General features: G+C 58.4%; 14 protein-coding genes and 1 pseudogene. 7 read left to right on the top strand and 8 right to left on the bottom strand.

Going from position 1 to position 19,437, the window contains the following annotated elements:
* Positions 1-37 precede the first annotated feature (37 nt).
* The 3 genes from XI03_RS10410 to XI03_RS10400 all read left to right on the top strand — a co-directional run bounded on the left by XI03_RS10410 (position 38) and on the right by XI03_RS10400 (position 2,845).
* On the top strand, positions 38-595 hold the full coding sequence (locus tag XI03_RS10410; RefSeq protein WP_271592077.1) for a tetratricopeptide repeat protein: 558 nt from the start codon (positions 38-40) through the stop codon (positions 593-595).
* Positions 596-1,317: 722 nt separating this feature from the next.
* A complete protein-coding gene (locus XI03_RS10405; RefSeq protein WP_271592076.1) occupies positions 1,318-2,067 on the top strand; it encodes a hypothetical protein in 750 nt (249 codons plus the stop codon).
* Positions 2,068-2,125: 58 nt separating this feature from the next.
* Positions 2,126-2,845 (top strand): hypothetical protein, encoded by a 720-nt coding sequence (locus XI03_RS10400; RefSeq protein ID WP_271592075.1) that lies wholly within the window; start codon positions 2,126-2,128, stop codon positions 2,843-2,845.
* Between the two features lie 380 nt (positions 2,846-3,225).
* Here XI03_RS10400 and XI03_RS10395 read toward each other — a convergent pair.
* Positions 3,226-3,709 (bottom strand): annotated as a pseudogene (locus tag XI03_RS10395) (NEL-type E3 ubiquitin ligase domain-containing protein).
* A gap of 1,057 nt (positions 3,710-4,766) precedes the next feature.
* Between XI03_RS10395 and XI03_RS10390 the strand changes: the two are divergent.
* The 4 genes from XI03_RS10390 to XI03_RS10375 all read left to right on the top strand — a co-directional run bounded on the left by XI03_RS10390 (position 4,767) and on the right by XI03_RS10375 (position 9,943).
* The gene (locus XI03_RS10390) at positions 4,767-5,066 is read left to right on the top strand and encodes a hypothetical protein (RefSeq protein ID WP_271592074.1); all 300 of its coding nucleotides are present in this window, start codon (positions 4,767-4,769) and stop codon (positions 5,064-5,066) included.
* Between the two features lie 2,335 nt (positions 5,067-7,401).
* Positions 7,402-8,550: a molybdenum ABC transporter ATP-binding protein gene (gene modC / locus XI03_RS10385; protein WP_271592073.1), complete on the top strand. Its 1,149-nt coding sequence runs from the start codon at positions 7,402-7,404 to the stop codon at positions 8,548-8,550.
* Between the two features lie 283 nt (positions 8,551-8,833).
* Complete coding sequence (locus XI03_RS10380; protein WP_271592072.1) at positions 8,834-9,388, top strand: peroxiredoxin; 555 nt, start codon at positions 8,834-8,836, stop codon at positions 9,386-9,388.
* Positions 9,389-9,394: 6 nt separating this feature from the next.
* On the top strand, positions 9,395-9,943 hold the full coding sequence (locus XI03_RS10375) for a carboxymuconolactone decarboxylase family protein (protein ID WP_271592071.1): 549 nt from the start codon (positions 9,395-9,397) through the stop codon (positions 9,941-9,943).
* Positions 9,944-10,153: 210 nt separating this feature from the next.
* Here the strand turns inward: XI03_RS10375 and XI03_RS10370 are convergent, their stop codons facing one another.
* The 7 genes from XI03_RS10370 to nifH form a co-directional block, all read right to left on the bottom strand.
* Positions 10,154-10,450, bottom strand: a complete 297-nt coding sequence (locus XI03_RS10370; protein ID WP_271592070.1) for a ferredoxin family protein — start codon at positions 10,448-10,450, stop codon at positions 10,154-10,156.
* A 38-nt stretch (positions 10,451-10,488) separates the two neighbouring features.
* Positions 10,489-11,796 carry an FAD-dependent oxidoreductase gene (locus XI03_RS10365; RefSeq protein WP_271592119.1) on the bottom strand — a complete coding sequence of 436 codons (1,308 nt, stop codon included), beginning with the start codon at positions 11,794-11,796 and terminating at the stop codon, positions 10,489-10,491.
* 11 nt (positions 11,797-11,807) lie between these two features.
* On the bottom strand, positions 11,808-12,917 hold the full coding sequence (locus XI03_RS10360; RefSeq protein ID WP_271592069.1) for an electron transfer flavoprotein subunit alpha/FixB family protein: 1,110 nt from the start codon (positions 12,915-12,917) through the stop codon (positions 11,808-11,810).
* Positions 12,918-13,885: 968 nt separating this feature from the next.
* Entirely contained in the window at positions 13,886-14,227 is a 342-nt protein-coding gene (gene nifW / locus XI03_RS10355; protein ID WP_128956174.1) for a nitrogenase stabilizing/protective protein NifW, read from the bottom strand.
* Positions 14,228-14,452: 225 nt separating this feature from the next.
* Positions 14,453-15,643 (bottom strand): homocitrate synthase, encoded by a 1,191-nt coding sequence (gene nifV, locus XI03_RS10350; protein ID WP_271592068.1) that lies wholly within the window; start codon positions 15,641-15,643, stop codon positions 14,453-14,455.
* A gap of 324 nt (positions 15,644-15,967) precedes the next feature.
* On the bottom strand, positions 15,968-16,714 hold the full coding sequence (locus XI03_RS10345; protein ID WP_442869706.1) for a nitrogen fixation protein NifQ: 747 nt from the start codon (positions 16,712-16,714) through the stop codon (positions 15,968-15,970).
* A gap of 148 nt (positions 16,715-16,862) precedes the next feature.
* A complete protein-coding gene (gene nifH, locus XI03_RS10340) occupies positions 16,863-17,747 on the bottom strand; it encodes a nitrogenase iron protein (protein WP_271592067.1) in 885 nt (294 codons plus the stop codon).
* Positions 17,748-19,437: the final 1,690 nt, after the last annotated feature.

Raw genomic sequence — 19,437 nt, 5'->3', positions numbered from 1 at the left:
GCCTGTGAATTCAAATGAGATCAGGGGCCGGAGGTGCTTGTGCTCCATTCTTTCGCGGGCCTGGCCAGCTCTACTCGCACTGCTCGCCGTTGTGCCGCTCACGGGTTGCGCGAGCTGGGATAGACCTGGTGTTTCACCGCAGCAGGCGTCCACATCGGAACTCGCACGCAGCAACGAGATCGACCCTGCCGCGCGCGAGCGCATTTCGCACGCGCTCGGCCGGGACCCTGATGAAAGGGCTCTGCGCGATGCATTGAAGCAACAGCCGAACAACATCGATGCGGCGATTCCTCTTGCGCGAGCCCTGCTGGCACGCAACTGTCCGAAGGATGCGCTTGAGGTGCTCGACGGCGTCTTATTGGCAACCCCCGGCGACCTACGCGCATTGAATGCCAAAGCAGTTGTTCTCGATCACGAGGGCCGACATCAGGAGGCCCAAGAACTATATCGCCAAGCTCTCGCAGCGGAACCTGCAAACCCGATGCTGCGCAACAATTTCAAACTGTCCCTCGCCCTTGAAGGCAAGAGGGAGGCCGGCGACCCCAGCCCAGCACCGCAGGCGGACGGCCGGAAAGCATCGGCTCGTTCGAGATAGCGAGGCGGTCGAGAGCGGATCGGAATCGCGAAGATGAAATGAGAATGAGCGCGACCAATGACCCGTACGCCCGCTAAGAGCCAACGCTTCGCAGATATATTGTCTACCCTGAATTCGGCGCCATCGAGGTTCTCCTCCGATCCATCTTCGACGGCAGTCCCGCCATACGCGCTGGTTGACGAGCCGCCCTTGGTTGAGATCTCAAGATCTTCATTCGAGAACAAGGGAGGCAAATGGCAGCGAGCGCAACACATCCTCTCAATCGCACCTCTGTCGGCGATTACCGGGGTCGCGTCTTTGCCGAGACGGTCAGATTGGATCGACCGCTTCATTTTCGCGCCGCTATCCCGTTTCAGCTTGTCGCTCGCAATCTGACGCTACGTAAGATTCGGTCGCTTCATGCAACAGTAGCGGCCGCGACGGCATCATAGATAATCTACGGCAATACAACGATCACCACAGGCGGACCGTTGATTGTGACATGCGCATTCCAGCTGCCCTACAAACCTCACGTAGATCACCAGCACAAGTGATTACTCCCGTTCTCGGAGCCCGCATCATCACACGACGCACTCGCTTGATGTTGAAAACGTTCATCGGTTACAGAGCTCTCGCATCGAAGGTTCATTGCCCCTTCTTTCTGCCATGTTCACAACCAAAGCAGAGGCGCGCCGATGCGCAATTTGCGCGCGGCAATAGCGAGTGTCTCAGGAGATATTTCCATGGTGAAGCCAGTTGTAATTGTGGTAGGTGCAGACAAGGGAGGAGTTGGCAAGACGACCGTATCACGAACGCTACTGGACTACTTCAGCGTCAACAACGTGCAAACACGCGCATTCGACACGGAGTCGCCGCGGGGAACGCTAAAGCGTTTTTATCCCAAGATCACCGAGATCGTCGACATGACGACGACGGCGGACCAGATGAAGATCTTCGATACCCTGAACTCGGGGCTGTCAGTCACTGTCATCGATGCTCGCGCGGGCCTACTGTCCTCTGCGTTGGCTTCCTTGCGCGACATCGGCTTTCTGGACTCGGCACGGTCAGGCCAGATCACATTTGCCGTGTTCCACATCCTGGGATCATCCATCGCTTCGCTAGACGAGATCGCGGAAACCGCGACCTTCATGAGTGGCGCCAAGTACTACCTGGTCAAGAACTTCATCAACGACACTCAATTCTTCCAGTGGGATCAAGCGACCTATAATACCTATTTTCACCGCATCAAACATGCCGCTGAGTTGACCATCCCGAAGCTTAACGAGATGGCCTATGAACAGGTGGAAGTCGCGTCCGTCCCATTCATAGACTTCGTCGCAAACAAGGGACGGAACGATGAACCCGCGAACAACTCCTTCGTGCTGCGCGGCTATGTCCGGCACTGGCTGGCAAATGTTTGGAGCGAATTTGATCGCATCAACTTGACGGAATTGGCCGGGGCCAAGTCCGCCACTGGGGCCGGCGAGAAGTAGTCGGCAATCGGCGAGCTGAGGTCTGGCCCACGAACTGAACGAAATTGATCTGCTGGCTATGTTAGCGACGCCCATCTACATCATCTGCTCGCCTAGCCCGCAGGTCGGTAAAACCCTCATCGCTCGGGCGATGAGCGAGTTCTTGCTGCTGAAAAGCGGCACAGCGCGGTCGTTTGATGTCAATTTGAACGAGCCCTCATTGCTCGACTACCTCCCCAACATCACCGAGACCGCGGATGTGATCGACACCTACGGCAAGATGCAGCTGATGGACCCTCTTATCATTCACGATCGGGTACCCAAGGTAATCGATCTCGGCTTCCACGCCTTCGGCGAATTCTTCAAGATGTGCGAAGACATTGGTTTCATGAAGGAGACGGCGCGCTGCTATGTCGTCCCTGTCGTCCTCTTCGTCGCGGGCGCAGACCGGATCTCCTTTCGCGCCTATGAAATGCTGCAACGGCGGATTCCGCCGGCGTCGCTGGTCACCGTCCACAATGAATTCGTGCTGCGCGGCGGATTACCTGCAGCGATGGATCGCGAGCGAGTAATTCGGATTACCGCGCTTCCGCTGTTCCTCAAAAGATATATAGACCGGCTTAGCTTTTCCTTCACTGGATATCTGCGCAACGAGAAGGACTGGTCCACCGAGCTGCATCAATGGATCCGGCGGAATTACAACATGTTTCGCGATCTGGATTCGAGTGTGATGCTGCGAGGGTGCTATCGATCTCGGGGGACGGATATCGTTAGCCTACGTTGCACCAGGGCCACTTGAGAGGTCTGCTCGCCATCTATTCGTCCGGCTATGAGTGGTCGTTGTCCAATGACTTCAATGGCGTTCGCAACGCGAATGTTTGAATTGCGGTATATGACTTTTCGCTTGGATCACCCATCTTTACCGTGATCGTCCGCAGGGACCGCGCGACTAGCAATTTGATGGGGGCTGTTTCGCCGAATGGCTTATGCAGACACGCCCGTCCCGAAACGATGGATATGACCTTGTGAGCGGCTCGGCGGATCGCCCGGCCTTCCGCCGGAGGACGCTCATAGCTGAAGGCCCAGTCTCCCGAAGCACCTGTTGCATGACCGCGCCTTTGATCTCGCTGGCGATCTCGTTGCATATCTGGGCACCGAGCACCCGATCGGCATCGCCTGTCAGACCATGCTCGGCCAGTCCCATCTAAGCGGGTTCGAACCCATCGCTTCGACGAGCCGCTCCTGCATTTCAACATGGTCTTCGGGTGCGATGCGCCTCACCACGCTTTCCCATGGTTGCCAGCGCGTTGCCAGATAGTTCGGAAATTCCGCCACTTCCAGGTTCCGCACCGATGCCTCCGCCCTGGCCACATCGTCCTCCGTCACGTGAGAGACGTTCATGAAGCACATGTCGGGAGCGATGTGCCGCAGCTCCAGTGGTTCCCGCATCTGTCTGGTAGACAAGGTAAACCTCGTTTTCATCGACGTCCGCGTCCGGATCGGCACGGCGAAGCGAATTGACCCTCTCGCGCGCGATCCCGTCCACCGCTACCAAGCGAAATATGACACGGCCGTGCTGGAGCAGTTCGCCCACTCCCCCGTCATAGACACCGTCCTCGACATCAGCGTTCAGGCGTGTAGTCTGCATGCCATTCCAGGCCAAAGTAATGCGCTCTTCGCAGCTCGCGTTCGCTCCCGAAGCTAACTCGAACTACTGCTCGGGCAAGCGCGGCCCGACGGCTGCCTGCCGCAAAACTTCGGCGACCGCCTGGCGGAACGCCTCGCTTTCCTGTCGAGAAAGCGTGCATAGTTCGCGACCCCCGCTTCATGGGCAAAGCGATGCCAAGTGGCCACTGTCGCGCCTCAAGCCAGTCCGCTGCAACCTCTTGCAGGGGCCGCGACTGAACTTCCACCGGCCCATCCACGTTGGAGAGGAAAACCCGAGGGCCAGCATAGTGTCCGGCATGCATCGCTGTTGCCAGGCTCGCCTGCACCCAATCCGTGAGCGGGTTATTCTCCAAATTAACGCTTGAGTCACGGCTTAGGTGCGTCAGCTGCGTCTCGGGCACGCTGGTCAGCTGATTGTTGCTGGCGGCAAGCCATAGCAGCTGGAGCGGGACCGTCTCTGGCAGGCTGGTCATCGGTTGTAGCTGGCGCTGAGCCATTCAAGCTCAATCGGAAGAGGCTCGGGCAGGCCCGTCAGCTGATTGTACTCGACGTTCAGACGCTGGAGTCCGGCTGGAAGCCGAGGCAGCTAGGTTAGACCGTTACCGCTGGCGTCGCGAGCTGCTGGTCTAAGTCAGGTCGCGCTCAGCGGCCTGTACAGGCAACAAAGACCTCAAACGGCTCGCGTATTCCGCTGCCATCGACCATGGGCAAATGCGTTGTGCATTACCAGCTCCCGCTCGAGCCGCTTGCGTGTCGGACATGGATCTAACCGCTCTCCGGTGTTCGCGCAGCGATCAATCCTGTGGAGCGCCGGAATTGTGCAAGGCACACGAGCCGGGCGCCGTAAAAACGCAAGGATATGCCGCGATTTCTTGTCACACCCGCGGTGTCGGATGATATTGATCGGCGAGAGTTGATGCATCGAGTTGCTCGCTACCTGCGTGGAAGAACGGGCGGGAAGTCGCCAGGCCCTTGGATCAAACTCGGCAGGAGTGCGGAGCCAAGGAATGGCGATCGCCGTGCTTGAGACTCGGAAGTGAACTGAATCTGTGATGACTTCGATTGACGATACATTGAGTGAAATCAGATGGCTGCGGAACGAAATCTGGCGCTGCCGCCGATCACTTAAAACTGTCCTACCTGGCGCGGAGCGCAAGGCCGTTGAAAAGCGACTGCTTGATCAGCTTTCTGCCTTTGAACGGCTCTTGTCGACGGCGTTTCCTTTGACCTTGAGCTCTAATATGTATTCGGCCAAGAGCACCACGATCGGGCGAACCGACTCTTCTGAAGCGCGGATCGAGAACGACGCGATACCTTCAAGCGGTTCCTTCGGGAAGTCGAACAGCGGCTAACAAAAGAGGTGTCCTATCTCAAGCTCCGCCTTGAGCCCGACAGTCCAGTCGAAAGTTATCCCAAGCTGAGAAATCCAGGAAGACCGCGATGAAGCGAACCGCCACGCTAACAGTCCAGCGCTGAAGCTTCGAGCCCGATCGACTTTCGGCCACAAGTTGGCCAAACCCCGAGAACATCTCTGTCGATCGAGTTCTGAAACTACCGCTCGGACGGCTTACTCTCGATGAAGGACGACCGGAAGCCTGTTGAGACGTCGTCTCGGTCCGCCGTTTCTCTCAGCCGCGATGGGCATTATGCGTCGGCATTCGCCCCGTAAGTTTTTGAAATTGTCGCTAAGACAAAACATGACCACGTCCGCATCGCTACGCCCAGTAAAGCGGTCACAGAAGCGGATCACGTCTGGTCTGCACGAGATCAAGACTTCATCGGACCGCCGATCTCGCGCGCGAGCGTGTCCTGTGCACCACGTGGACGCGATCGCAACCGCAGCAAGGGCGGCTGCACAGCGATGCGCATTGCTAGTCCAGCCCATTTGTCGCTCTTGATTCACCAAACCTCTCTTAAGCCCCATATCCTTCGCTATTTTTTCTTTGCCCCGCGGCGTGATCTGCTTACCGAATTGGGACACCTTTCGCTGTTGCGGGCCGACACAATGATTACGGCCCCCGAATCATCGCCCCGCCACGCGCGACACCGATAACGGAGGCTGAGATACAGCAGAGATCGACCGTTTAGCTTTGTGTGGCGATGTTGGCTCCGAATTGGCGTTCTGCTTCGCAATGCCTACAACCTGACGTTACGGCCGATTCAAGCACTTTGAGAGCCCGATAAGTGCGTGCATAGGCGCGGAGACGGGCATATCCAGATTGGCGGTCGTAGGACGGACTCCCGACAACTGCACGGCTGACGGGCTGCCGCGGGGGGGGGGACGAATGTCCCCGGATGTTGGTCGATGACGCTCAGCCTTGGGGTTCAATGCGCAAAGGGCACGCGTTGTGAAGATCAGCGACGAGCCGCGTCGGCGCAGCTCGCTTTGTTCGCGTCCAACCACTGGCTCGCGGGAGTCAAAGAGTTCGTTACGATAGATTTCCGAGAAGCACACAGGTTTGGACCGACAGGCCGCCTGCTGTCTTCATAGTGGGCAATTGCTTGAAACCGGCTCGGCCTTGAGGTTGTTGATTCGACGCAGGTGACAGTTGCGACAATCACCATCCAGCCCGTATCCTGGCCTCCGCCAGCGGGGCTCAAGGTCGAAGCCGCTGAGGCGCGCCGGCTGCTACTAACATTGACCTGCGGACGGAAGCGCACCGCGCGCTACGTTCGCCGTCGGGCACCTGACGTTGCAAGGATGCGCGGCGCGCGCTGAAATGCACCCCCGACCGGTGCTGCGAGCAAGACCCTCCCCCCTAGCTCGCGGGCACTACATATCATCTCACATCAGCCCTTTTTTCCAAGCGCTCCGCTGCCGACCTTCTCCTCCGCGCAGATCGGAAGATGCGCCAAATCGGATCACATGGACTTGTGCATCATGGACGAGTTTTACGGCCGCATATTCGCCAAAGCACCGTCTCTAATGCCAGAGGTGATGGTATCATCCTCGGCTGCCATCTAGTAGCTCCTGCATGTGCGGTTGCTGACGCGAGCGTCCGAAGCCCTACAAAAGATGCGACGATTCAAGACTCGGGCGAGGCTGATACAAAGCCTCCTTGCCCCTAATCGCGCAGATGTTCCTTGAAACGGCACGCGGATTGCTGGGTAAGGATCAGCCAGTTGCCGCGAAGGAAGCGGTTGCGGCGGAGCCGGAGTTGCAATGAGGCTTATCCGATTCATCCTGACCGATCCGGCTTTGATTCTGCTTGCATCCGAGAATGCAGACGCCATGCCTATCCGACCCGCGCCAACTTCGAATCGGCTCCCAAAGCACTGGGATCCTTGATGCGAACGTCCAGACCCGAGCCAGTATTCAGCTGTGGCCTGAGCCGACATCCTTACCGCCAAACCTCTGAGGCCACGCCAATTGAGCATCAGCAGAAGCCCTCCCTCGGGCCGGCCAAGCAGGGTGAGAACCTCACGGTGATGGAAAGGTGCTTTGCCTCTCATTGGCAAGCACGCGGGACAGCGTCTGATTGCCACGATTACTGTGGCGCGGAGATGATTAACAAGTCTCGGATCTTAACACCGATCTGCAGCCCGCCGTCGCACGTTTGTCCTCACGCGAGCAGAGATGCCGTTCTGGAGCGGAACAGACTAGAGTTGTCGGAGGCATGCCATCGTCGCCATTTCCGCGATTGTGCTCGTGACTTGAATGGGGAGATGCAACACAGGCGCAGGTTTATGAGAGAAGCAAAAAAGGGGTATATTGAGGTTGCATTCAACGGCTCTCTCGCAGGCATTCCGCTAGATGCGCAATTTAGGCTGCCGGCCAAAGGCGTCACAGCGATTTTTGGTCCGCCCGGGTGTGGCAAGACCACACTCGCGCGCTGCATCGCTGGCGTGCAGTGTCTGCCGAACGGATTCTGTGCGATCGACGGAGAGATTTGGCAGGATGAGACGACGTTTCGACCACCTCTTCTGCGTCGCGCCGCATATGTATTCCAGCTCCCAATTCTTCCTTCTCATTTGTCTGTACGGCGCACCCTCTTATATTACGCGTCATCGGAGCCGACACTGATCGATTTTGATGGTGTTGTCGAATTGCTCGCCTTGGCGCCACTGCTCGAGCGTTCGCCATCACATCTTTCCGCGGCCGAGCGACAGCGACTTGCTCTTGGCACCGCGCTGATGGGCCAGCCTCGGCTGCTTCTGATGGACGATCCGCTTATTGTGCTCGACCGCTCCGCCAAATGCGAGATCCTGCCATTTCTAGAGCGCATGCGGGAAACGCTCCCGTTGCCGATGATCTACGTCAGCAATGACATCGCTGATATCGAGCGCTTTGCCGATCATCTCGTCATGATGAAAGACGGCGTAGTGATTGCGGCCGGGCCGCTCAATGACGTTCAGAGCGATCCGCTGCTTGCCCGGCGCGGCGAAGCGGCCGTATGTCTCGATGCCGTGGTCGGCGGCTATGATGGACGGTATGGGCTAATCATGCTCCGCCTCAAGACCGCGCGCCTTCTGATACCTGGAGAGCCGCTTAGACCGGGCTTGCAGCTGCGGCTGCGCATCGCAGCGGGCGATGTCAGCATTGCGAGCGAGCCCCCGCGCGCAAGCTCTATCCTCAATGTAATTCCGGCACGTATCAAAGCATCACTGCCGTACGACGAGGCTCAGGTCACCTTGGTTCTGGCTCTTGAAACTGGCTGTTCTGGCGTGCCGCTTTTGGCGCGCATCACGCGGCGCTCCTTTGATGCACTACGTCTCAGCAACGGAGCGGAGGTATTCGCGGAGGTCGCGCGCGCCGTTCCGCTTGGGACCGCCGAGCGGTTACTTGCAAGGTCCCCACATCAGCATGAGAACGTGCGACAGCCGATGCCTCGATGAAGCGGTTTGCTTTGAGGAACGCAGAACGGGTTTGGACCAGACGCTTGCAGCCGAGCACCTCAGTCCGGTCGCGCAAAGGTTGAGTGTTCTCAAAAAGGGTTTGTGTGTGCTCCAGACGATCGTCAAGTTAGTGCTGATCGAGGCACCAAGCGCGCCAGCATGCCTGTAGCCACCCGCTGGACTGGTCTTGTTCCGAAGATTCCGATGCGAAGAACGGGATGGCATATAGCTTGCTTCACCAGTGAAGTTAAGATCTACAAGCAAGCAAGATTGTGAGGACAGCATGCTCGGAATTGGGAGTCAGTTGCCGCCGTTTGAAATCACAGGCGTGAAGCCCGGCTTTCAAGCGCAGGAAGAAGAAGGACAGAGCGCATTCGAGACGCTGACTGAAATGAGCTTCCGAAGAAAGTGGAAGATCATCTTCTTCTATCCCAAGGATTTTACCTTCGTCTGCCCGACAGAGATCGCTGAGTTTGCCCGGCTTTCCAAGGACTTCGCTGACCGGGACGCAGTAGTACTGGGTGGTTCAACTGACAACGAGTTCTGCAAGCTCGCCTGGCGGCGCTCACATGTCGACCTGCACAATCTACCAATCTGGCAGTTTGCCGACACAAAGGGAACGCTCGTCGACGGCCTTGGCGTGCGCTCACCCGAGGGAGTTGCCTATCGTTACACCTATATTGTTGACCCCGAAAACACGATCCAGCACGTCTATGCGACCAACCTCAGTGTCGGGCGCAGTCCCACGGACACGCTCCGCGTTCTTGACGCGCTGCAAACCGGCGAGCTCTGTCCCTGCAACCGCGAAATTGGCGGCGAGACCCTGAAGGTTTCTTAAAGCAGCATGTCGTCGATCAAACAATTGAGCGACAGAATTCCCGATTTCGCGAAGGATGTCAGGCTTAATTTATCCACGTTGATGGCCGATGAGACGCTCTCGCCGCAACGAAAATACGGACTGCTGCTGGCGAGCGCGATCGCGACCCGCAATGCAGCCCTGATTGCCGCGGTGGAATCGGATGCGTGCGCCGTGATGACATCTACGGCGATCATAGCAGCGAAAGCCGCAGCCTCCGTAGTGACAATGAACAACGTATACTACCGCTTCGCTCACCTCGTGTCCGACCCGGAATACAAGACGATGCCGCCCCGGCTGCGTATGAACGTGATCGGCAATACCGGCGTGGACAAGTCCGATTTTGAGCTGTGGTCGCTTGCGGTCTCCGCCATAAACGGCTGCGGTGCCTGCATCGATGCCCACGAGAAGACGCTGCGAGTGGCGGGCGTCAGTTCCGAAGCGATCCAGACTGGCGTGCGCTTTGCCGCCATCATGCAGTCAGTTGCGATCGCAATCGAGGCCGGCGAGCCCAACCCCTCTCAGGCGAGGGCCTGATCCTTCCTCTGCGACGGCATTCTGGCGCCACTCAGTGGCGCCAGAGCATTCGACTCCCGAAATGGCGTGACATCCGCAATGTCATGTCTTGCGCAGCGTTCCCCATGAAAAGTGTTTTGCTCCAGGTGCCGGGCAAGTGACTCGGATGCGCCACAGAAGCGGTGAGATCCTGGCCTAACATCGGTCGCAGCACGGCCCTTCGTTCCACCATCACCCAAACTTGAATAGCACTCCATATCCGCCGCGCGGATGGCTCCATTGGATGTCGCCGGTGGGCTCGGCGATCACGCGGCAGGTACCGCACTCGATGCAGCCGTCAACTGTTATCTCGACCTGGCCGTCGTCGTTCAGCTCGTAGCATCGCGCGGGGCAGGCTTTCAAAAGTGCACGTAGCTGCGGCGATGGAGTCGTGTGCGCGCGGATCTTGACGTGAGGGTGACCGACGTCGACAACATAGCGGTTGTAATACAGCTTATCTTCGACACGCACTGGGGCTTCGACATTCATGCTTTCGCTTTCCATTGTTGAACTTCACACTGTTGCGGTCAACGCCAAGCTCGGGCAAACCGACAAGCATCACCGAACAGACCTGTCCATGACCGCGCCTTGACAAAGGATTGCAGGGTCGCCTTCTCTTTCTCAGCTTTGGGCGTACCATCGATCCGCACAAAGTTTTGCATCGCCTGCGAGATGAGCTGCGGATAGGTGAGAAAGAAGTTCTGTGAGTGGGTATGCATCAGGGGCGGCAGATCCTTGTACTTCTTTAGATCTTTGATGACGAAGGACTCGTCCAACATCTTCTTGTAGATCGACAGATTTGTCGCGCTCATCGGCTCGCCGCGGGATTTCACCAGACTTATCGCTTCGGCGGCGATGCGGCCGGAAGTCATCGCGAGATTGGAGCCCTCACGATGAATGGCATTGTTGAGTTGGGCCGCATCGCCCACCACGACCCAGCCTTCCCCATAAAGCTGCGGGATGGACTTGTAACCGCCTTCAGGAATGAGATGCGCCGAGTACTCCTTGACTTCGGACCCTGCTATCAGGGGCGACACAGAAGGATGTCTCTTGAATTGATCGAGCAGGCCGTAGGGCGTCTGGCCGGTGCGCTGGAAGTCGGCGACCAGACAACCGATGCCGAGCGAAATACACTCTTTGTTGGCGTAGATGAAACCCATTCCAGTCATGCCGCGGGAGATGGTACCGGCCGCCTCGATCACGACGCCTTCATCGCCCTTGAGATTGAACCGCGCCTCGATAGTTTCGCGAGGCAAGAAGTGCATTTCCTTCACCGCGAGCGCAACGTTATCGGGTGTCGGGCGGGCGCGCAGTCCCGCGCGCGTCCCGAGCAGGCCATTGACCCCTTCGGCCAGCACGACGACATCGGCATGTATTTCGCCGTCTCGGCGATCTGTACGAACACCGACGACCCGTTCACGGTCGTCCCGTGCGAGTTCTGTGACGGTCGTCTCGCACAGCACGGTCGCGCCAGCCTCCCGCACCTTGGAAGAGAACCATTTGTCAAACTGCGCGCGGATAATTGTGTAGCGGTTTGGCCGCTCCTCGTTGAAGTCTTCCGATCGGTAATGCATGCCGACGTGGGAGCGATCGTCCATCATCCAGAACCGCTGCTCGATAAGGTGACGTTCGAGCGGCGCCTCCTGTCGAAACTCCGGGACCAGCTTTTCCATCATGTCGGCATAGAGGATGGCGCCCTGCACATTCTTCGATCCGGGATATTCGCCCCGCTCGAGTTGCAGCACCTTCATGCCGCGTCTTGCCATGGTCAAGGCCGCCGCGTTGCCGGCCATACCGGCTCCGACCACGATCGCATCGAATCTCTCTTCAATCATCATCATCTCCTCTAGACCGCAATCCGGGCGCGCGAATTCGGTAAAAGCCGGGCGCGAAATGCGGCCGTCAGCGCCGGTAGCAATTGTATGGCATCACTGACAATCGCGAGATGGGCGAAGTCGAAGATCGGAGCGTTCTTGTCAGTATTAACGGCGACGATCAGATCCGCGCCCTCCACGCCTACCCGGTGCTGGATCGCTCCGGAAATGCCGGCAGCAATATAGAGCTTTGGCCGGATGGTTTTGCCCGTCTGGCCGATTTGCCGGTCAGACGTAACCCAGCCTTTTTGCACCAGAGGACGCGAGCAACCATATTCAGCGCCAAGCAATGTTGCGAGCTCGCGCACCAATCGAAAGTTCTCAGGCGATCCCAGTCCCAGACCGCCCGCAACCACGACATCGGCATAGGCCAGATTGGACGTTTCTGCATCGCGATCGGGCAAGAACGACAGTATTTTTGTGACAATATCGTCTTCGATAAGGCCGAGCGGATGGACGATGATACGAGCGGCATCGCGTAAGACGCGCTCAGGCATCGGCATGACCCGCGGGCGGACGGTTGCCATCTGCGGACGATAATTCAAGGTATAGATCGTGCAGAGCAGTGACCCGCCAAAGGTCGGACGCGTTGCCGCAAGCGAACCATCGGCGTCGACGTCCAGCGCGGTGCAGTCGGCAGTGAGCCCCGTCGACAGGGTGGTCGCCACGGAACCTGCGAGATCCCGACCGAGCGTCGTCGCCCCCAATAGCAGGATCTCGGGCTTGTAGGTGTTGACGAGTTCAGTTAGCGCCTTGGTGTAGGATTCGTTCCGGTAATCCGACAAAACATTGTCGCTCACAAGATAGGCCAGATCGGCGCCATAGCAAAAGGCATCAAGCGCAGCGTTACGTGTATGCTGCCCTTCCGGACCGATAACGACAGCCGCAAGGTTCACCTTTAGCCTGTCGGCAAGCCTGCGCCCCGCACCCATGAGCTCCCAGGAAACCGGATGCACCTTGCCGCGCTCCAGTTCAACGAAGACCCAAACGTGCTTGTACGCCTTAAAGTGCTCCGGCAGGTCTTTTTTCGCTGCTGCGCGGTTGGCCGCCGTCGGCATGGCCGCTCTGGTGACATTGCTCATACTCTAAATTCCCTTCAAAGATAGGCGCGCCCGCGCCACAGGTTCGCTTTCTAGCTTCGTTAACTGAAGATCACCTTTGGTCAGCAAGTGGCCGGCTGCTCTGCCCCGTCAGTTTGGTCCGATCGGCTGCACAACAAGACCCATGCTGGCGACAGACGTACCGATCCGGCCGGAGAGGTCTTCCACACTGGAACCTTGCGCGCGGGGTTGGACGAACGCGACCGCCGCCGCCAGGGCACCGCCGTGATTCTGACCGGTCGCTTCCATGCCTGAGTTGGCGAGTCCGTTCGCTGCGCAATACCTGCGCATCACTTTCGGCCCAGCGGCTCCACATAGAATGTGGCGACGAGGGCAGTCCCGGCAATGCACCTGTCAGGCATTCCATCTCAAGGCTCCAGCGCCGAAAACCCCTATGGGCCGACCTTGGCCCTCTTCCTGATGTGCTATCCGCCATGAGATCGATACAAATCTGAGCGTAATTGAGGGCCGATCTGATGCGGAAGACGATGTGCATGCCATCTCCAGCTGTAGCGCGGACCGACAACTTCGCCATTGACCACCATCTCACCGTCAATTCGCTCGCGTCAAAGACCATCTCGAACGGACCTGCGCGATTGTAGGCCACGAGATGATGCCGCAGCGCTCGCAGGCAGTAAAAGCAGCATCATGGGTCTTCCTTCAAGTTCATTTCGGACGATTACCATCTGTCGGCAGCGATGATCTGATCGTCAACAACAGCAAGTGTCGTACCAGTTGCAAAAACCAGTGAAAGTCCGGCCAGAGTATTGGTTTGGCAGACACTTTAAATGGCCGCTGATCCCCTGGACACGACCAGTCCAGACATGGGTCGGGAATACGACAGGCGCCGCTCGGGTCATGGCTGCAGAGAGTTGATCCTTATGAAGACGAAGGCCCCGCATCGGCCACGGCGCCCGTCGGGTAAACCTTGCTTGCAGTGGAGCGCGAGATCACTTCAGCTCGCTCAAGGCGACAAAGGCCACGGCCTTCTTAGGGTCTGCGACGGCATCCTTCAAAACCTTGAACACTCGCTGGTCGATCGGCGTCGATGACACGAAATCGGCATAGGCCTGCTCCAGCATCGCCTTGCATCGAGCTCTGATTTCCGGCTCTTCGGCGCCAGTAAATTGCTCTTCGGCAAAATATTGTCCCATGCGCTTTAAGATGTGAAGGCGCGCGACATTTACAATCTTGGGGTCGTAATCGACGCCAAGCAGCGAGAAAAAATCCTCTGCCGACGAGGCCTTGCTGAGCCGATCCAGGATACCGGCTGGCGTGGATGAGCTGATCATCGAAAATTCTCCTTCGGATTAGCTCTGGACGGCCAACGAGATGGGGTGGCGCCTGTTGACTTCTGCCGTCCTGGGGAACGGGAAGTAAGATCTGGACGTGAGATCGCGCCAGGGATCTGACGTGCGAAAGCTGGGCGCCGCTCGCGCCATCAGCGACATCGGACACTGTCCTTGCGGCGCGTCGGTTTGCGAAGGGTCGACGCAAACGTTGCTGGACACGGCTTTTCACGCGGGGTGGGTTGCCGAGCATCCGCACACGTCGCGCCAGATCGCCGCCACGGTTTCGCGCTCGACCGGCAGCTTGTGGTCGATGGCATATTTGCGGACTTGCGACAGGATCTGCCTGGCTTGATCGTCGCTGGCGACGAGCTGCAGTTCATCGAGTAACGCGGTGATCGCCGAAAGTCCGGAATGCTTGCCGAACACAAAGCGGTTGCAGCGGCCGAGCAAAACGGGATCAAGCGATTGATAGGTGCGTTGATCCTTCAAAAGGCCAGCGACATGAATGCCGGATTCGTGTGTAAATACATGCTGTCCGACGATCGCCTTGTTCATAGGAATTGCACGTGCGGCCGCGGCTGCTACCACGGTGGCGACGTTCTCGAGCTCCGGGAGTATGATGCCGGTCTCGCGCCCGTAGAGCTGCTTGAGTGCGACCGCGATTTCCTCGAGCGGTGCATTTCCGGCCCTCTCGCCCAGCCCGATGACGGTCACTGAGGCGTGGCTCGCGCCAGCCCTGATGGCGGAGAGCGTGTTCGCGGTTGCCAGTCCTAAATCATCGTGACCGTGAAATTCGAGTTCGAGATCGGTAGTCGCACGCAAATTTCCCACCAGCGCGTAGGTTGCCTCGGGATCGAGCACACTGAGCGTATCTGCAATACGAAAGCGTCGCGCGCCCGCGGCTTTTGCAGTCCCCATCAGCCTGATGAGAAAATCAATGTCGGCGCGGGAGGAGTCCTCACCACCGACGGCGACCTCAAGTCCGCGCTCACAGGCATAGCCTACCACGCGCTTCACCCGTTCTAGCGCCAGGTCGCGATGACCACCTAGCTTGGCCGCGATCTGGACATCGGAGGTCGGAACCGACATATTGATCATGGACACCTTTGCTTCGATCGCCGCGTCGACATCAGATTCCCGCATCCGGCACCAGCCTATGGTGGTCAGCGGAAGATCTGCTTCGACAATGGCGCGGATGGCGGCGATCTCCTCGTTGCCCATCGCCGGCGTTCCCGCCTCGATCTCCGTGACTCCGGCCCGCGCCAGCGCCTGCGCAATCGCCAGCTTTTCCTCTGTGGTGAACGCAACGCCAGGTGCCTGCTCACCGTCGCGCAATGTCGTGTCGTTGAGCACGGTGGGCTTGGCGCGCACCTGGTCGGACCAAGACGATTTGGCGGCGGTGCTGGCGGCAATCATGCGGGAGCTCCTCATTGTGACCTACCTACGCTTCAGCAACCAGCATGCCAGCCTGCCGTCCCGGCCAACACATTGACGAACCTACTGCTTCCGTCCTCGACCTTCTTGAGCAAATGAATTGTCGCAAATGCGACAGGTCATGAAGCGGACGCCTTGCCTGTTGCTACGCCGAGTTCGAAGGTTAGCAATTGCGCGCGCCAGGAAATGGTCAGGGACCACTTAAGCTCCCCGCTGCCTTGGGCACATGGCCAGTCGCTCACATCGAAACGGCGTCAGCCGCGCCCTCAACATCGCGCGCGACTTACCGGGTCCGGCGAGGCTTTCTCAGATGACGAGGCTAGTGGAACGTTGCGACAGTTCGGATGGCCAGTCGCCGGCAGCGACCGGCCGCGAGCCGCCGGCAACAAAAACATGGCGCCGGGCCTCGGTCATCCGGCTCTCACCGCTTTCTTCGCCGAAGCAGAGGTTGAAGTCGTCACATTGCTTGCACACAGGTGTTTTGCACATCACGAGGCCTTCATTCTCGCAAAGCATGCGGTAGAAGAAGCGCTTCCAGCGCATATTGTTGACGTTGCGGGTGGCGAGCGGCGCGAAATGGCGGCCCAGCAGCCGAGATAGTTCGCCACGATTGCGCAAGCCGAGAGCTTCCCACAGATGGCCTGGCTCAATGGCGCGGCGCGCGATCATCGCAGCCAGCCAGCTGCCGATATCCCCTTCCGTCGAGCGTTGCTTGAGCAAGAGATCGCGCAGCATCGCGATCTCGTCATCCTCTTCGCACTTGGGAGTCGAGAGCTGCTCGGCGAGTTTGAGCTCGACCGACGGAAAGTACTGCTTCAGCAGAGCCGCCAGTTCACGGCCGGACAGGCCGGCCTTCTCGGGAAGGGAGCGACCATCCATTGTGGCAGCCGCCAGGATACACGCCAGGATGTGGCGATCGAGATTGCTGTCAGTGGCAATATCGCCATCTGCAGGAGGCACACCGGTGAGCAGGCGGTAGGTTGCAATTCCCTTGTGCATCCGGCTGTTGGCATCAACGGCAGCCATCAACGGACGAAAGTGCGCTTCGGACATAATTTCGCGGATTCCACAGTGGTCCCGTCTTCCCCGCCGCATCCGGGTTTTCATCAGGGTCGATCGTCAGATGCCGGCCTCCCGGGATGGGCGGTGAGGGAGACCGGCATCTGTCGCGGCCCTTCGCGAGGGCCGCGCCTCGCGACCTTTACAAGGCCGCGAGTTCGGCGGCGGTCTTGCCGATGATGGATTCGTCCACCGGCTTCATAATGCCATGCTCCATCAGCATGTCCTCGAGTTCGTCCATGGAGATCGGGGTCGGGATAATGCCTTTGCCGCCATTGTTGTGAACCTTGGTCGCAAGATTGCGATAGTGATCGGCCTGCTTGGAATCAGGTGCATATTCCAGCACCGTCATGCGGCGTAACTCGGCATGCTGCACCACGTTGTCGCGCGGCACGAAGTAGATCAGCTGAGTGCCCAGCTTCTTAGCCAACGCTTCTGCCAACTCCAGCTCCTTGTCGGTCTGCCGCTCGTTGCAGATCAGCCCGCCCAGCCGCACGCCACCAGAGTTCGCGTATTTCAGGATGCCCTTTGAAATGTTGTTTGCGGCATACATCGCCATCATTTCACCAGACATCACGATGTAGATTTCCTGTGCCTTGTTCTCGCGTATTGGCATTGCAAAGCCACCGCAAACGACGTCGCCGAGCACGTCGTATGAGACATAGTCAATGTTCTCGTAGGCGCCGTTCTCCTCTAGGAAATTGATCGAGGTGATGACACCGCGGCCTGCGCAGCCGACACCCGGCTCAGGACCACCGGACTCCACGCAGCGGATGTCCTTGTAGCCGACCTTCATCACGTCCTCGAGCTCGAGGTCCTCGACGCTGCCGGCGTTCGCTGCAAGGCTCAAAATCGTGTCTTGCGCCTTGGCGTGCAGAATCAGGCGGGTCGAGTCCGCCTTCGGATCGCACCCTACAATGAGGATTTTCTGACCCAGCTCGGCCAGCGCCGCCAGGGTGTTTTGCGAAGTGGTCGACTTGCCGATGCCGCCCTTCCCGTAGAACGCGATTTGTCTCAGTGAAGACATGTTGCTCTCCATCAACCGATTTACCAAAAGTTGCGCGGGTTCTTGCGCGCGAGCTTGTTTCTCTCTCAGAAACGGGGCACACGGGTTCGAGGGAAGGAGCGCATCGCTCGTCTTACGCGTCGGCGTGCACTCAGCCCTCAGTCAGTGTTGCTGCCGCTCATCAGCAACCGCCGTGCCAACGCTTGACCTCGCTCCTTAAGCTTCTGATTACGTTTGTGGAAACCAACCAGCCGGTGAGTGAGTCCCGGCTTTTCGGGATCTGACATGATCTGCGCCACTGTCAGAAAGCGAACAACGACCATGACCATCAACGCGAAAAGCCGATTTGACGGGGACCTGTTCCGATGCCTCACGTATGGAACTTGCTGCTCGTCTCCCGAGCCAGGTGATTTGAGAAGAAGGAATATGCACGTCGGACTCGACAACCGGCGGAGCAGCGGGCACATGCGGTACGGTGCTCGTTGCGCTGACGTTAGAGATGATCGGCGATAACTTCGAATGGGCACCCGGAAGCAGCAGCGCCGTGCCAATCGCTCTGCTCAGCCCGCCTACATAGGTATGTCGTCGCGAAAATCACTTTTTTATCAAAAGCCCGGCTGCGCCACTAAACGCGCGTCAAATTCAAGCGCTGAAGTTCGCCGGCCACAACGTAATCGCAAGATATCTTGAAGGAGCCATGGGATGAGGAGGAATTGCGCAGCTTCTTCCGCAACATGCCCGTTTAATCCTGGTTTAACCGAGCCGCGCCGCGTATTAAGTTAGGCGAAGTCGATCCCGGTACTATCGACGCGGCAAGCGCACTCACATTGATGATAGGCGATCCGCTCCTAATACGAAGACCGCTGATCGACGTAGATGGGACACGATGTGCCGGGCTTGATCATGAGCTCGTTCTCTCGCTGCTTGGCAGCAAGACCCATATCGATTGATGCTTGCACGAAGCAAACCACACGGGTTATCCGTAGACGACTAAACGGCGGAACCTAACCCCGAAGGGCGGCATTCGAGCGCGATATGGGCGACGCCGCCACGAAGCAGCCACTCGCGCCGCTCGTGTCAGCCAAGCTCCCGTCGGCCGTAAACGTGAAGGAAACGCTAGTGGGAAACGGCGTTGAGATTAGGGCACGCGCTCGATGAGATTGCCTTGTCCGGGTAGACCAATGGAGACCCTTTCTGGTCCTGTTCTCGCGTCAGAACTCGCAAGTGATGCCGCCACTGGCGAGACATGGGTCGAATGACAGGCCCGGTTACAGCGATCGGATTTATTACGGTCGCGGTGTACTCCGGCCAGCTCAGGCGCCCGCGAGATTAATGGGAGGCGACGTCTCACGCAGCAGTGGGGCGCGGCGACAACCCCCTGCCCCGCGCCGATGCCAAGCGTCTTCAGCGCAACCACGAGCCCGATGGGTATCCATCGAGACCGCAACAACATATGCGGCCAAGATAGACTGCGAAAGCGTACTCAAAGCCCTCAGTGATCTGCCGGTGCAGATTTGCGGCGAACACAGCAGCGTTTCCACGGCCGGGAGCTCCGCGATGGTGATGTCGGGGTGAGACCGTGGATTGAGAAACGCATTTCTGTGCACTGTGTGCGTGCCGTCAAGCCGATGCTCTGCTAGTGTCCCGAGTCACAAGTTCGCAATCGTAGATTCGCATTAGATTCGCGTCGCTGTGCCAAAGATGGCGGCAA

This window comes from Bradyrhizobium sp. CCBAU 65884, from assembly GCF_028128835.1.
GTDB lineage: Bacteria > Pseudomonadota > Alphaproteobacteria > Rhizobiales > Xanthobacteraceae > Bradyrhizobium > Bradyrhizobium ottawaense.
Note: the sequence above shows the minus strand (reverse complement) of the source record. Positions and strands in the feature narration are given on the sequence as shown.